Annotated in this window: 10 protein-coding genes and 1 tRNA gene; all 11 read right to left on the reverse strand. The window is 64.9% G+C overall.

All coding sequences use genetic code 11. The features are described 5' to 3' along the window. Nucleotides 1-47 precede the first annotated feature (47 nt). The 11 genes from rpoC to EIP85_RS13615 all read right to left on the reverse strand — a co-directional run bounded on the left by rpoC (nucleotide 48) and on the right by EIP85_RS13615 (nucleotide 13,665). Complete coding sequence (gene rpoC / locus EIP85_RS13565) at nucleotides 48-4,289, reverse strand: DNA-directed RNA polymerase subunit beta' (RefSeq protein ID WP_127902726.1); 4,242 nt, start codon at nucleotides 4,287-4,289, stop codon at nucleotides 48-50. Between the two features lie 74 nt (nucleotides 4,290-4,363). After that, nucleotides 4,364-8,500 carry a DNA-directed RNA polymerase subunit beta gene (rpoB, locus tag EIP85_RS13570; protein ID WP_127902727.1) on the reverse strand — a complete coding sequence of 1,379 codons (4,137 nt, stop codon included), beginning with the start codon at nucleotides 8,498-8,500 and terminating at the stop codon, nucleotides 4,364-4,366. 248 nt (nucleotides 8,501-8,748) lie between these two features. Beyond that, entirely contained in the window at nucleotides 8,749-9,126 is a 378-nt protein-coding gene (gene rplL / locus EIP85_RS13575; RefSeq protein ID WP_127902728.1) for a 50S ribosomal protein L7/L12, read from the reverse strand. A gap of 68 nt (nucleotides 9,127-9,194) precedes the next feature. After that, nucleotides 9,195-9,710: a 50S ribosomal protein L10 gene (gene rplJ, locus EIP85_RS13580; RefSeq protein WP_127902729.1), complete on the reverse strand. Its 516-nt coding sequence runs from the start codon at nucleotides 9,708-9,710 to the stop codon at nucleotides 9,195-9,197. Between the two features lie 240 nt (nucleotides 9,711-9,950). Further along, on the reverse strand, nucleotides 9,951-10,649 hold the full coding sequence (gene rplA, locus EIP85_RS13585) for a 50S ribosomal protein L1 (protein WP_127902730.1): 699 nt from the start codon (nucleotides 10,647-10,649) through the stop codon (nucleotides 9,951-9,953). Between the two features lie 3 nt (nucleotides 10,650-10,652). After that, nucleotides 10,653-11,081, reverse strand: coding sequence for a 50S ribosomal protein L11 (gene rplK / locus EIP85_RS13590; RefSeq protein WP_127902731.1), 429 nt, complete (start codon nucleotides 11,079-11,081; stop codon nucleotides 10,653-10,655). Between the two features lie 99 nt (nucleotides 11,082-11,180). Further along, nucleotides 11,181-11,714, reverse strand: a complete 534-nt coding sequence (gene nusG, locus EIP85_RS13595; protein ID WP_127902732.1) for a transcription termination/antitermination protein NusG — start codon at nucleotides 11,712-11,714, stop codon at nucleotides 11,181-11,183. A gap of 266 nt (nucleotides 11,715-11,980) precedes the next feature. Beyond that, nucleotides 11,981-12,178 carry a preprotein translocase subunit SecE gene (secE, locus tag EIP85_RS13600; protein ID WP_164871732.1) on the reverse strand — a complete coding sequence of 66 codons (198 nt, stop codon included), beginning with the start codon at nucleotides 12,176-12,178 and terminating at the stop codon, nucleotides 11,981-11,983. Nucleotides 12,179-12,248: 70 nt separating this feature from the next. Continuing rightward, a tRNA-Trp gene (locus tag EIP85_RS13605) sits at nucleotides 12,249-12,324 on the reverse strand. Between the two features lie 129 nt (nucleotides 12,325-12,453). Beyond that, entirely contained in the window at nucleotides 12,454-13,110 is a 657-nt protein-coding gene (locus tag EIP85_RS13610; RefSeq protein WP_127902734.1) for a CatB-related O-acetyltransferase, read from the reverse strand. Nucleotides 13,111-13,239: 129 nt separating this feature from the next. After that, on the reverse strand, nucleotides 13,240-13,665 hold the full coding sequence (locus EIP85_RS13615) for a c-type cytochrome (RefSeq protein WP_164871733.1): 426 nt from the start codon (nucleotides 13,663-13,665) through the stop codon (nucleotides 13,240-13,242). Nucleotides 13,666-13,861: the final 196 nt, after the last annotated feature.

Genomic DNA, 13,861 nt, shown 5'->3' on the forward strand with positions numbered 1-13,861 from the left:
GGGCCCCCGCTTTCGCGAGGGCCCCCTTATTGTCAGTCAGGAAGGTCTCAGTCCCGGCTTTCCGGGGTATCGACCAGGCCCAGATCGGTCTCCTCTCCGAAGACCTGCGGCTCCGGCGCTTCCAGAGCGGCGGCGGCCTCGGCCTCGGCGCGGCGCGCCTCGATCACCTTCTGGTCGCGCTCGCTGGCGATGCGACGCACCCGGGCGGTGGCGCCACCGGTCCCGGCCGGGATCAGCCGGCCGACGATGACGTTCTCCTTCAGGCCGACGAGCTTGTCGCGCTTGCCCATGACCGAGGCTTCGGTCAGCACGCGCGTCGTCTCCTGGAACGAGGCCGCCGAGATGAACGACCGCGTCTGCAGGCTCGCCTTGGTGATCCCGAGCAGGATCGGCTCAGCCGCCGCCGTGCGCAGACCCTGCGCCTCGGCCTTGGCATTCACCGCCTCCAGCTCGTCCCGGTCGACATGCTCGCCCTTCAGCAGCGTGGTCTCGCCGCTGTCGAGGATCTCCCACTTCTGCAGCATCTGGCGGACGATCACTTCGATATGCTTGTCGTTGATCTTCACGCCCTGCAGCCGGTAGACGTCCTGCACCTCGTCGATCATGTAGTTGGCAAGCGCCTCGACCCCCATGATCCGCAGGATGTCGTGCGGCGCCGGATTGCCGTCCATGACGTAGTCGCCCTTCTGGACGAAGTCGCCATCGACCACCGGGATATGCTTGCCCTTCGGCACCATGTATTCGACAGGCTGCAAGGTTTCATCGGTCGGCTCAATGATGATCCGCCGCTTGTTCTTGTAGTCCTTGCCGAACCGCACGTAGCCGTCGTGCTCGGCGATGATCGCGTGGTCCTTCGGCCGCCGCGCCTCGAAGAGTTCCGCCACCCGCGGCAGACCGCCGGTGATGTCCTTCGTCTTGGCGCCTTCGCGCGGGATCCGGGCCACGACGTCGCCCGCCTTCAGCTCCTGCCCGTCTTCGAGCGACAGAATCGCGTCGACCGACATCGGGTAGGAAATCGGCGCACCGGCCTCGTTCCGCACCGGCTCGCCAGTCGCCGGATCCATGACGATCACTTCCGGCTTCAGGTCGTTGCCCTTCGGCGCCGACCGCCAGTCGGAGACGATCTTCTGCGTCATGCCGGTGGCTTCGTCGGTCTCCTCGCGCACCGAGATGCCCGAGACGAGGTCGACGAACCGCGCCACACCCGCCTTCTCGGCGATGATCGGCAGGGTATAGGGGTCCCATTCGAAGAGCTTGGTGCCCCGCTTCACCGCCTCGCCTTCCTTGACGAAGACCTTGGTGCCGTAGCCGAGCTTGTGGCTCGCCCGTTCCTGGCCGTTCTCGTCGATGATGACGAGCTGCATGTTCCGGCCCATGACGATCTGCTCGCCCGCCGCATTGAGCAGCAGGTTCGCGTTACGGAACTCGATCTTGCCTTCCTGGCTGGCTTCCAGGAACGACTGGCTGCCACCCTGGGCGATACCGCCGATGTGGAAGGTCCGCATCGTCAGCTGGGTGCCCGGCTCACCGATCGACTGCGCCGCGATGATGCCGACGGCTTCGCCGACGTTCACCATCGTGCCGCGGGCAAGGTCGCGCCCGTAGCACATCGCGCAGACGCCCTCTTCCGCGTCGCAGGTCAGCGGCGAGCGGATGCGGATCGAGGCGATGTTCGCCTGGTCGATCTGGTCGGCCTTGCGCTCGTCGATCAGCTCGCCCTGGCTCACGATCACCGTGTCGGTCCCCGGCAGCAGCACGTCATCCGCCGCAACCCGGCCCAGGACACGCTCCGCCAGCGACTGCACCACTTCGCCGTCGTTCACCGCAGCTTCCGCGGTGATGGCGCGGTCGGTGCCGCAGTCGTTGGAGCGCACGATGCAATCCTGCGCCACGTCGACCAGACGACGGGTCAGGTAGCCCGAGTTCGCCGTCTTCAGCGCCGTGTCGGCCAGACCCTTCCGCGCGCCGTGGGTGGAGTTGAAGTACTCCAGCACGGTCAGGCCTTCCTTGAAGTTCGAGATGATCGGCGTTTCGATGATCTCGCCCGACGGCTTGGCCATGAGGCCGCGCATCCCGCCCAGCTGCTTCATCTGCGCAGGCGAACCCCGGGCCCCGGAGTGGGACATCATGTAGACCGAGTTCGGTTCCTTCTCCGCGCCGGCATCGTCGAACCGGACGGCAGAGATTTCCTTCATCATCTCGGCCGCGACGGCATCCGAGCACTTCGACCAGGCATCGACGACCTTGTTGTACTTCTCACCCTGGGTGATCAGGCCGTCCATGTACTGCTGTTCGAATTCCTTCACCTGGTCGCGGACGTCGTTGACGATCGTCCACTTGGTTTCCGGAATCAGCATGTCGTCCTTGCCGAACGAGATGCCCGCCTTGAAGGCCTCCCGGAAGCCCATGCCCATGATCTGGTCGCAGAAGATCACCGATTCCTTCTGGCCGCAGTAGCGGTAGACGGTGTCGATGACGTTCTGGACGTCCTTCTTGCGCAGCAGGCGGTTGACCAGCTCGAACGGCGCCTTGGTGTTCATCGGCAGAAGCGCACCCAGACGGGCCCGGCCGGGCGTCGTCTCGAAGCGCATCATCACCTCGTTGCCTTCCTCGTCGATCTGCTTGATCCGGCACTGGATCTTGGCATGCAGATGGACCTGCCCGGCGGCGAGCGCGAGCTCGACCTCCTCGACATTGGCGAAGACCATGCCTTCGCCCTTCATGCCCTTCCGCTCCATGGTCACGTAGTAGAGACCAAGGACCATGTCCTGCGACGGCACGATGATGGGCGAGCCGTTCGCGGGCGACAGCACGTTGTTGGTCGACATCATCAGCACGCGCGCTTCCAGCTGGGCCTCAAGGCTCAGCGGAACGTGCACGGCCATCTGGTCACCGTCGAAGTCGGCGTTGAAGGCCGAGCAGACGAGCGGGTGCAGCTGGATCGCCTTGCCTTCGATCAGCATCGGCTCGAAGGCCTGGATGCCGAGGCGGTGCAGCGTCGGCGCACGGTTCAGCAGCACCGGATGCTCGCGGATCACCTCGTCGAGGATGTCCCAGACCTCCGGACGCTCCTTCTCGACCAGCTTCTTCGCCTGCTTCACCGTCGAGCTGAGGCCCTTGGCTTCCAGCTTCGAGTAGATGAAGGGCTTGAAGAGCTCGAGCGCCATCTTCTTCGGCAGACCGCACTGGTGCAGCTTCAGCTCCGGCCCGGTCACGATGACCGAGCGGCCCGAGAAGTCCACGCGCTTGCCGAGAAGGTTCTGACGGAACCGGCCCTGCTTGCCCTTCAGCATGTCGGAAAGCGACTTCAGCGGGCGCTTGTTGGTGCCCGTGATGACGCGGCCGCGACGGCCGTTGTCGAAGAGGGCGTCGACGGCTTCCTGCAGCATCCGCTTTTCGTTCCGGACGATGATGTCCGGCGCGCGCAGCTCGATAAGCCGCTTCAGACGGTTGTTCCGGTTGATCACCCGGCGGTAGAGGTCGTTCAGGTCCGACGTGGCGAACCGGCCGCCGTCCAGCGGGACCAGCGGGCGCAGTTCCGGCGGGATCACCGGCAGCACGGTCAGGATCATCCATTCTGGGCGGTTGCCGGATTCGATGAAATGCTCGACGATCTTCAGCCGCTTGATGATCTTCTTCGGCTTCAGCTCGCCCGTGGCTTCCTTCAGGTCCTCGCGCAGCTGCTCGGCGGTCGCATCAAGATCGATGGCCGACAGCATCTCGCGGATCGCTTCCGCGCCGATATTGGCGGTGAAGGCGTCGGCGCCGTACTGGTCCTGCGCGTCGAGGTACTCTTCCTCGGTCATCAGCTGGCCATAGGTCAGGTCGGTCAGACCCGGCTCGATGACCACGTAGTTCTCGAAGTAGAGGATGCGTTCCAGATCGCGCAGCGTCATGTCCAGCATCAGGCCGATGCGGGACGGCAGCGACTTCAGGAACCAGATATGCGCGACCGGGGCGGCGAGCTCGATATGGCCCATCCGCTCGCGGCGCACCTTCTGGAGCGTCACTTCAACGCCGCACTTCTCGCAGACGACGCCGCGATACTTCATGCGCTTGTACTTGCCGCAAAGGCACTCGTAGTCCTTGATCGGCCCGAAGATCCGGGCGCAGAACAGGCCGTCCCGCTCCGGCTTGAAGGTCCGGTAGTTGATCGTCTCGGGCTTCTTGATCTCCCCGTAGGACCACGAGAGGATCCGCTCCGGCGAGGCCAGCGAGATCTTGATCTCGTCAAAGGTCTTCGGCGGGGCCACCGGGTTGAACGGGTTGGTCGTCAGTTCCTGGTTCATGTCCAATTCCTTGAAATGGCGCGAAAAGTCGAAGTGAGTTGCGGGGCGCGGCTAGGCGCGCCCCACGGGGTGGCTCACTCCTCACCCTCCGCATCCAGGAGTTCCATGTTGAGGCCGAGGCCGCGGACTTCCTTCACGAGCACGTTGAAGCTCTCGGGCACGCCCGCTTCGAAGTTGTCCTCGCCCTTGACGATGCTTTCGTAGACCTTGGTCCGGCCCGCGACGTCGTCCGACTTGACGGTAAGCATCTCCTGCAGCGTGTAGGCGGCACCATAGGCTTCCAGCGCCCAGACCTCCATTTCGCCGAGCCGCTGACCGCCGAACTGCGCCTTGCCGCCCAGCGGCTGCTGGGTGACGAGGCTGTACGGGCCGGTGGACCGGGCGTGCAGCTTGTCGTCGACGAGGTGGTGCAGCTTCAGCATGTACTTCACGCCCACGGTCACCGACCGCGCGAACTGTTCCCCGGTCCGCCCGTCGAAGACGATCGACTGGCCGGATTCGTTGAAGCCCGCGCGCTTCAGCGCGTCGTTGACGTCATGCTCCTTGGCGCCGTCGAAGACGGGCGTGGCAATCGGAACGCCACGGGTCGCCTCGGTGGCCGCCTCGACGAAGTTCTCCTCGTCGCGCCCGGCGAAGTGGTCCTCATAGGCCTCCTCGCCATAGGCCAGCCGCATCGCTTCCCTGACCGGGGTCAGGTCGCCCGACCGGCGATACTCGTGAAGAGCCTCGTCGATCTGCAGCCCCAGGCCGCGCGCGGCCCAGCCCATGTGGGTCTCGAGGATCTGGCCGACGTTCATCCGCGACGGCACGCCGAGCGGGTTCAGAACGAAGTCGACCGGGGTGCCGTCCGCGAGGAACGGCATGTCCTCCATCGGAACCACCTTCGAGATGACGCCCTTGTTGCCGTGACGGCCGGCCATCTTGTCGCCCGCCTGAAGCTTGCGCTTCACCGCGACGAAGACCTTGACGGACTTCATCACGCCCGGGGGCAGGTCGTCGCCGCGGCGGACCTTCTCCACCTTGTCGTCGAACCGGGCCTCCAGCGCACGCTTCTGCGCCTCGAACTGGTCGTGGAGGGCTTCGACGTCCTTCGCGTCGCTCTCCTCGGCCAGCGCGAGCTGCCACCACTGGCCACGGCTCAGGCTTTCCAGCAGCTCCTCGGTCACGTCCGAGTTCGCCTTCACGCCCTTCGGGCCCTTCACCGCAACCTTGCCAAGCAGCATCTGCCGCAGACGCGAGTAGATGTTGCGCTCAAGGATGACCTGTTCGTCGTCCCGGTCGCGCGCCAGACGCTCGACTTCCTCGCGCTCGATCTGCAGCGCGCGCTCGTCCTTGTCCACGCCGTGCCGGTTGAACACCCGCACTTCCACCACGGTGCCGTAAGCGCCCGGCGGCAGGCGCAGCGAGGTGTCGCGCACGTCCGATGCCTTCTCGCCGAAGATCGCGCGGAGAAGCTTTTCTTCCGGAGTCATCGGGCTTTCGCCCTTCGGGGTGATCTTGCCGACGAGGATATCCCCCGGCTGCACTTCGGCCCCGATGTAGACGATCCCGGCTTCGTCGAGGTTGCGCAGCGCTTCCTCGCCGACGTTCGGGATGTCACGGGTGATCTCTTCGGGCCCGAGCTTGGTATCGCGGGCGGAGACTTCGTATTCCTCGATATGGATCGAGGTATAGACGTCGTCGCGCAGGATGCGCTCGGAGATCAGGATCGAGTCCTCGTAGTTGTAGCCGTTCCAGGGCATGAAGGCGACGATGATGTTCCGCCCCAGCGCCAGCTCGCCCTGATCCGTGCAGGGTCCGTCGGCGATGACCTGGCCGCGGCCGACCGTGTCGCCCACCTTCACCAGCGGACGCTGGTTGATGCAGGACGACTGGTTCGAACGCTTGAACTTGCGCAGGCGGTAGATGTCCACGCCCGGCTCGCCCGGCTCCAGCAGTTCCGTCGCGCGGATGACGATCCGCTGCGCGTCGACCTGGTCGATCACGCCGGCGCGGCGCGCCATGATCGCGGCGCCAGAGTCACGCGCCACGGTGCCTTCCATGCCGGTGCCGACCAGCGGCGCGTCCGACTTCAGAAGCGGCACCGCCTGACGCTGCATGTTCGAGCCCATCAGCGCGCGGTTGGCGTCGTCGTTCTCGAGGAACGGGATCAGCGCCGCGGCGACGGAGACCAGCTGCTTCGGCGACACGTCGATCAGGTCCACCGCCTCGGCCGGGTTCAGCATGAACTCGCCCGCCTTGCGGGTGGAGACCAGCTCGTTCACGAACTTGCCGTCCGCGTCGAGGTTGGCGTTGGCCTGGGCGACGGTGTGGCGCATCTCCTCGGTCGCGGACATGTAGACCACGTCGTCGGTCACCTGGCCGTCGACCACCTTGCGGTACGGGGTCTCGATGAAGCCGTACTTGTTCACCCGCGCAAAGGTGGCGAGCGAGTTGATCAGGCCGATGTTCTGGCCTTCCGGCGTCTCGATCGGGCACATCCGGCCATAGTGGGTCGGGTGAACGTCGCGCACCTCGAAGCCCGCGCGTTCCCGGGTCAGACCGCCCGGCCCGAGGGCCGACAGGCGCCGCTTGTGGGTGACTTCCGACAGCGGGTTGGTCTGGTCCATGAACTGGCTGAGCTGCGACGAACCGAAGAACTCGCGCACCGCGGCGGCCGCGGGCTTCGCGTTGATCAGGTCCTGCGGCATCACCGTGTCGATCTCGACCGAGGACATGCGTTCCTTGATCGCCCGCTCCATGCGCAGCAGGCCAACGCGGTACTGGTTCTCCATCAGCTCGCCGACCGAGCGCACCCGGCGGTTGCCGAGGTGGTCGATGTCGTCGATCTCGCCCTTGCCGTCGCGCAGTTCTACCAGCGCCTTGATGCAGGCGACGATGTCTTCGCGGTCCAGCGTGCGCTGCGTGTCCGGCTTGCCCAGATCAAGGCGCATGTTCATCTTCACCCGGCCGACGGCCGAGAGATCGTAGCGCTCCTTGTCGAAGAACAGCGTGTCGAACAGGGCCGAGGCCGCTTCCACGGTCGGCGGTTCGCCCGGGCGCATGACGCGGTAGATGTCCATGAGCGCGGTGTCGCGGTTCATGTTCTTGTCCGCGGCCACGGTGTTGCGCATGTACGGGCCGACGTTGACGTTGTCGATGTCCAGCACCGGGATATCGGTTATACCCTGGTCCAGCAGCACCTTCACGGTCCCGCCCTTCACCTCGCCGTCGCGATCGACTTCCCAGGTCAGCTCGTCGCCGGCTTCGACCCAGATCTCGCCCGTCTCTTCGTTGATGATGTCCTTGGCAACGTAGCGGCCCAGGATCTGCTCGAACGGCAGCAGCAGTTCGGTGATCTTGCCCTCGTCGATGATCTTCTTGACCATCCGCGGCGTCATCTTGTCGCCGGCCTTGCAGATCACCTCGCCGGTGGCCGCGTCGACCAGGTCATAGGGCGGCCGCGTGCCGCGCACCCGCTCCGGGAAGAACTTGGTGACCCAGCCCTTGTTCTTCTCCAGACGGTAGTTAACCGTGTCGTAATAGGCATCCATGATGCCTTCCTGATCCAGCCCCAGCGCGTAAAGGAGCGTCGTCACCGGAAGCTTCCGGCGGCGGTCGATGCGCGCGAAGACGATGTCCTTGGCGTCGAATTCGAAATCGAGCCAGGACCCGCGGTACGGGATGATCCGGCAGGCGAAGAGAAGCTTGCCCGAGCTGTGCGTCTTGCCCTTGTCGTGATCGAAGAAGACGCCCGGCGAACGGTGCATCTGGGAAACGATGACCCGCTCGGTGCCGTTCACGATGAACGTCCCGTTGGCCGTCATCAGGGGCATGTCGCCCATGTAGACGTCCTGCTCCTTGATGTCCTTGACCGACTTGGCGCCGGTAGTCTCGTCGACATCGAACACGATCAGACGCAGCGTCACCTTCAGCGGCGCGGCATAGGTCATGTCGCGGCTCTGGCATTCCTCGACGTCGTACTTCGGCTTCTCGAGCTCGTACTTCACGAACTCAAGCACCGCGGTCTCGTTGAAATCCTTGATCGGGAAGACCGACTGGAACACGCCCTGGATGCCCTCGCCATCGGCGGGCTTCTCGGCGTCGCCGGACTTCAGGAACAGGTCATAGGAGGATTTCTGAACCTCGATGAGGTTCGGCATCTCGAGGACTTCGCGGATTTTGCCGTAATAGCGACGGATACGCTTCTGGCCGACATAAGCTTGCGCCATGCTCGTGGTCACCTTCTTTTTTCTTCGCGGGCCCCCAGCCGCCGGGCTTCGGCGAGGGCCGCTTGCGAAAAGGCCGTCTGGTTCCATTCATGCCGGCCTACCCAGGACCGGCTCCCGAACCTGACCTGCCTTGGAAGGGGCTCGCCGCTCTGACCGGTCAGAGCCCCTTCCGAGACAGGTTCGGCCGGGCCCGAAATATCCTTCGGGCCCAGCCGTTTTTTCTTAGCGCAGCGCGTGCCGCGCCATGATTACTTCAGCTCGACCTTGGCGCCAGCCGCTTCGAGCTTCTTCTTCATTTCTTCGGCTTCGTCCTTGGAAGCCTGTTCCTTGACCTTGCCACCGGCTTCGACCAGGTCCTTGGCTTCCTTGAGGCCAAGGCCGGTGATCGCGCGGACTTCCTTGATCACGTTGATCTTCTGGGCGCCGGCTTCGACGAGGACGACGTCGAATTCGGTCTTTTCCTCTTCCGCGGCGGCAGCAGCGCCGGCGGCCGGACCGGCCATCATAACCGCGCCGCCAGCGGCGGGCTCGATGCCGTATTCGTCCTTGAGGATGGTTTTCAGTTCTTGCGCTTCGAGCAGCGTGAGGTTCACGATCTCTTCGGCGAGTTTCTTCAGATCAGCCATTTTCGTTTCCGTTCTTTAAGATGGGTTCCAACGTGCTGGGGTCAACCCCACGTCGGTCGAGACTTGCCTCAGGCCGCCTCACGCTCTTCGAGCGTGGAGAGGATGCCCGCGATGTTCGAAGCAGGTGCGCCAATCGCGCCAGCGATGTTCGACGCCGGAGCCCCGATGCAGCCCACGATTGAAGCGATAAGCTCCTCGCGCGACGGCATTGCAGCCACGGCCTTAACACCGGCCTGGTCGAGAGCCGTGCCGCCCATCGAGCCGCCAAGGATCACGAACTTGTCGTTCTTCTTGGCGTATTCGTCAGCCACCTTCGCCGCAGCGACGGGGTCCTCGGAATAGGACAACACGGTCATGCCCGTAAGAAGATCCCCGATGCTTTCGCACGGCGACCCCTCAAGGGCGATCTTGGCGAGCCTGTTCTTGGCAACGCGTACGGACCCTCCGACTTCGCGCATCTGCGCGCGAAGGGCCTGCATGTCGGCAACTGTCAGACCTTCGTAGTGTGCAACCACAACCACGCCAGAGCTTTCGAAGATCTGGCCGAGTTCCTCGACCACTTTCTCTTTCTGGGCTCTATCCACAGTTTCACTCCAAGTATGGGGGTTTCCCCCCGGCTCTAGTATCGCCGGGTTGCCCCGGCGTCGGGTCCGCTAGGGTCCCGAGCCCAAGATCACCCGAGGATCACCCCCGGAAGCTTGTCTCGTTCCCCATCTCAGGCAGGAATTACGGCGTTTGCGCGCCACCCACCGTCTCGGACAGGACAGGGCCGCTCCAGATCTGGGGCCGCCCCGCCATCCCGGCCCCGAGGGGCCGGAGATTGCTTACTCGGCCACCGCCGAGGCGATGTCGATCGACACGCCCGGGCCCATGGTCGAGGAAATCGACACCTTCTTCATGTAGGTGCCTTTCGCCCCGGCGGGCTTGGCCCGGCCGACGGCGCCGACGAAGGCGCGCAGGTTCTCGACCAGCTTCGCCTCGTCGAAGGAGACCTTGCCGATGCCGGCATGGATCACGCCCGCCTTCTCGGCCTTGAACTGGACCTCGCCGCCCTTCGCGGCCGCGACCGCGTTGGCGACATCCATCGTCACCGTGCCGACCTTCGGGTTCGGCATCAGGTTGCGCGGCCCGAGGATCTTCCCGAGACGGCCCACGATCGGCATCATGTCCGGCGTCGCGATGCAGCGGTCGAACTCGATCTTGCCCGACTGGATGGTTTCCATCAGGTCTTCGGCGCCGACGATATCCGCACCCGCGGCCGTCGCCTCGTCCGCCTTCGTCCCGCGGGCGAAGACCGCCACGCGCACCGTCTTGCCGGTGCCGTTCGGCAGCTGAACCACGCCGCGAACCATCTGGTCCGCGTGCCGCGGGTCGACGCCGAGGTTCATCGCGATCTCGACAGTCTCGTCGAACTTCGCCGAAGCCGCCGACTTGACCAGCTTCACCGCGTCCTCGACCGAGAGGTTCGCCTGGCCGTCAAAGGCCGCCCGCGCCGCTTTCGTGCGCTTTCCGTGCTGAGCCATGACTTACCCCTTCACCTCGATACCCATCGACCGCGCCGAGCCGAGGATGATGTTCATCGCCGCTTCCACGGAATTGGCGTTCAGATCCTTCATCTTGGCTTCGGCGATCTCGCGCACCTGCGCGACGGACACCGACCCGGCGGTTTCCCGGCCCGGGGTCTTGGAGCCGGACTTCAGCTTCGCGGCCTTCTTGAGGAAGTGCGAGGCCGGCGGCGTCTTGATGTCCAGGCTGAAGGACTTGTCCTGGTAATAGGTGATGATGACGGGCATCGGCGCGCCCGGTTCCATCCCTTGGGTCTTCGCGTTGAAGTCCTTGCAGAACTGCATGATGTTCAGCCCGCGCTGACCCAGCGCCGGACCCACCGGCGGCGACGGGTTGGCTTGCCCCGCCGGCACCTGCAGCTTGAGCTGCCCTGCTACTTTCTTGGCCATCCGGCCTCTCCTTCTGTCACCTCCCGGACCAGGCCGGGACTTGGTTTAGTGGTCCGGCGCTCCGGGGCCCCTGCCCCGGCCCGCCTCCCACGGGATCTCTCAGGCGCCCTTGGACACCTGAGTGAATTCCAGCTCGACCGGGGTCGCCCGGCCGAAGATCGAGACAGTCACCTTCAGGCGGCTGTGCTCCTCGTCCACGTCCTCGACCATGCCGGCGAAGCCCTCGAACGGCCCGTCGGTCACCTGCACCTGCTCGCCGATCTCGTAATGGATCAGGTTGCGCGGCGCGGCCTCGCCTTCCTCGACGCGGTTGAGGATGGAGTTCACCTCCTCGTCGCGCATCGGCATCGGCCGGCCCTGCGGCCCCAGGAAACCGGTGACGCGGTTGATCGAGGAGATCAGGTGGTAGCCGCGGTCGGACATCTCCATGTGAACCAGCACGTAGCCCGGCATGAAACGGCGCTCCGAGGTCACCTTCTTGCCACGCCGGACCTCGATCACTTCCTCGGTCGGCACCAGCACTTCGTCGATCTCTTCCTCGAGTCCGGCGTCGCTGACGGCCTGCTTGATCTGCTCGGCAATCTTCTTCTCGAAATTCGAGAGAACGGAGACCGAATACCACCGCTTGGCCATCTAGCTTATCACCCTGTCTCGGCCGGCCTGCTCGTGCCGGAAAGTCTTCCAAATCAACGGCTTCATTGCCGTCCCCGGAACAAAAAACAGCGCGCGGCCCGAATCGCCGCGCGCCCTGTGTTCCGAGGTTGCGCTCCCCTTACGAAACATGGGCCAGAATTACAAGGGCCAGACACCGGCAACGGCAGCACTGGTCAGCGCAAAAGGGCGGCGGCCCGGAGGGGCGCTAAGGGATATCGAACAGGGGCACGCCGGCCCCCGGAACCTCAGCTGAACAGCGAGAGGACCTGCTGCAGCCCGGTCCGGATCAGGATGTCGATCAGCGAGAAGAAGGTCGCCGTGATCACCGCCATGGCGAAGACCATCAGCGTGGTCAGCAGCACCTCGCGCCGGCTCGGCCAGACGACCTTGCTGACTTCCGAGCGCACCTGCTGAACGAACTTGAGGGGATTGACCTGTGCCATGCCTGTATCGACGCTATTCCGTTGCGGCCACATACGCGCAAGCGCGCCGTCTTTCAACCCCGGGAGGGCCTGGCAGGGGCAGCAGGACTCGAACCCGCGACCCTCGGTTTTGGAGACCGATGCTCTACCAACTGAGCTATACCCCTAGGCCGTGGGCGGGGTGCTAAGGCAGCCCGGGGGCGAAATCAAGCGGATTCGGCGCGCAAGGCGGGCGGCGCCCGGGGTTTGCCGCCCCCGGACCCCCGCGGGGTATTTTGCCGGGATGAAAGCGCGGCTCAGGCGGACCCGGCCGCTGTCTCCAGCGCGTCGATATCCCCCGCCTCGATCGCCGGCAGGGCGGCAAGGATCCGGTCGATTGGCCAGTCCCACCAGGCAAGCCGCAGAAGCCGCGCCACGACCGCGTCCGGAAATCGGATGCGCACCACGCGGGCAGGATTGCCCACGGCGACCCCATAGGCCGGGATGTCAGAGGCCACCACCGCCTGCGCCCCAATCACCGCCCCGGCCCCGATGGTCACCCCGGCCATCACCCGCGCCTCGTGGCCCAGCCAGGCATCCGGGCCGACGATGATATCGCCGCGGGCGGCGGCCTCGTCCCGGTAATGCTCCATCTGCGCGGGATCGAAGATGCGGAAGGGGAACGTCGAAAGCCCCGACATCGCATGATAGGCCGAGGCGGTGATGAACCGCACCCCATGCGCGATCTGCGCGAAGGCGCCGATGACAAGCCGCTCCGGCGCACCGGGATAGAGATAGGGCGCCAGCCGGGCGGCATAATTCTCGACCCGCTCGAAATCGGAGTAATAGGCGTAGTCGCCCACCTCGACGTTCGGATGATCGATGGCCGCCTTGAGGAAGACGGTGCCCTCGTGCGTGCTGCCATCGGGCAGGGTGACGGGATGGCGCGTCAGCGCGCCGGGAAAGCGTTGCATGGCCAAGACCTTTATCTGAGAACCGTTCGGATCAGAAAACCGTCTTGTTCATCTCGCCCTCCATGCTCCGGCGGGCAGAGTGCCAGACCCACGGGCCCGCGTCAAAGCAGAGGGCCGCAGGGCCGCCAGCTACTTCTTCTGCAGGGAGGAGACGTATTCCACCAGCGCAAGGATGCGGCCCTCCACGAAGGCCTGCTCATCCGCCTTGGTGTAATACGGGCCCAGCATGGTCGGCGCGCTCAGGCTGTAGCGAAAGCCCCAGGCCGGCATCTCGGAGGAGCCGTGCGCACCCGAAATTCCCTCGCCCCGGATCAGCTGGTAGATCCGGGAAAAGGGGAAGACCCCGCCATTGGCCATCTGCAGCCCGGTCAGATCGGGCGCCCCGTTCTTAAGAACGCTTGCCATCGGCCCGTCGCCCATGCCCCGGGCCCCGTGGCACTGCGCGCAGCTGTTGTCGAATTCCATCTGCCCGATGGACATCGCGTCCCCTGCCCGCGCGAGGCCGGCGGAGGTTGCAAGCAGGATGGCGAGCAAAGGAGCGAACCGACGTTTCATCACGACCTCCCGGGAATGTCCGTCTTCCATTCGGGACAGATCGGGCGGCAGGATCATTGATGGCAGTCAAAACCGCCGGGCGGCCAAAAAAGAAGGGCCGCCCGAAGGCGGCCCGTCCAAATGCATGTGTCCGCGATTACGCGATGATCTTCGACACGACGCCGGCGCCGACGGTACGGCCGCCTTCACGGATGGC

The sequence above is a fragment of the Solirhodobacter olei genome (assembly GCF_004010155.1).
Lineage (GTDB): Bacteria > Pseudomonadota > Alphaproteobacteria > Rhodobacterales > Rhodobacteraceae > Solirhodobacter > Solirhodobacter olei.

What these genes read in the sequence shown, in the direction of transcription:
- rplA (WP_127902730.1), bottom strand. Translation starts at nt 10,649, where the DNA reads ATGGCTCAGCACGGAAAGCGCACGAAAGCGGCGCGGGCGGCCTTTGAC.
- EIP85_RS13610 (WP_127902734.1), bottom strand. Translation starts at nt 13,110, where the DNA reads ATGCAACGCTTTCCCGGCGCGCTGACGCGCCATCCCGTCACCCTGCCC.
- rpoB (WP_127902727.1), bottom strand. Translation starts at nt 8,500, where the DNA reads ATGGCGCAAGCTTATGTCGGCCAGAAGCGTATCCGTCGCTATTACGGC.
- rpoC (WP_127902726.1), bottom strand. Translation starts at nt 4,289, where the DNA reads ATGAACCAGGAACTGACGACCAACCCGTTCAACCCGGTGGCCCCGCCG.
- EIP85_RS13615 (WP_164871733.1), bottom strand. Translation starts at nt 13,665, where the DNA reads ATGAAACGTCGGTTCGCTCCTTTGCTCGCCATCCTGCTTGCAACCTCC.
- rplK (WP_127902731.1), bottom strand. Translation starts at nt 11,081, where the DNA reads ATGGCCAAGAAAGTAGCAGGGCAGCTCAAGCTGCAGGTGCCGGCGGGG.
- nusG (WP_127902732.1), bottom strand. Translation starts at nt 11,714, where the DNA reads ATGGCCAAGCGGTGGTATTCGGTCTCCGTTCTCTCGAATTTCGAGAAG.
- secE (WP_164871732.1), bottom strand. Translation starts at nt 12,178, where the DNA reads ATGGCACAGGTCAATCCCCTCAAGTTCGTTCAGCAGGTGCGCTCGGAA.
- rplL (WP_127902728.1), bottom strand. Translation starts at nt 9,126, where the DNA reads ATGGCTGATCTGAAGAAACTCGCCGAAGAGATCGTGAACCTCACGCTG.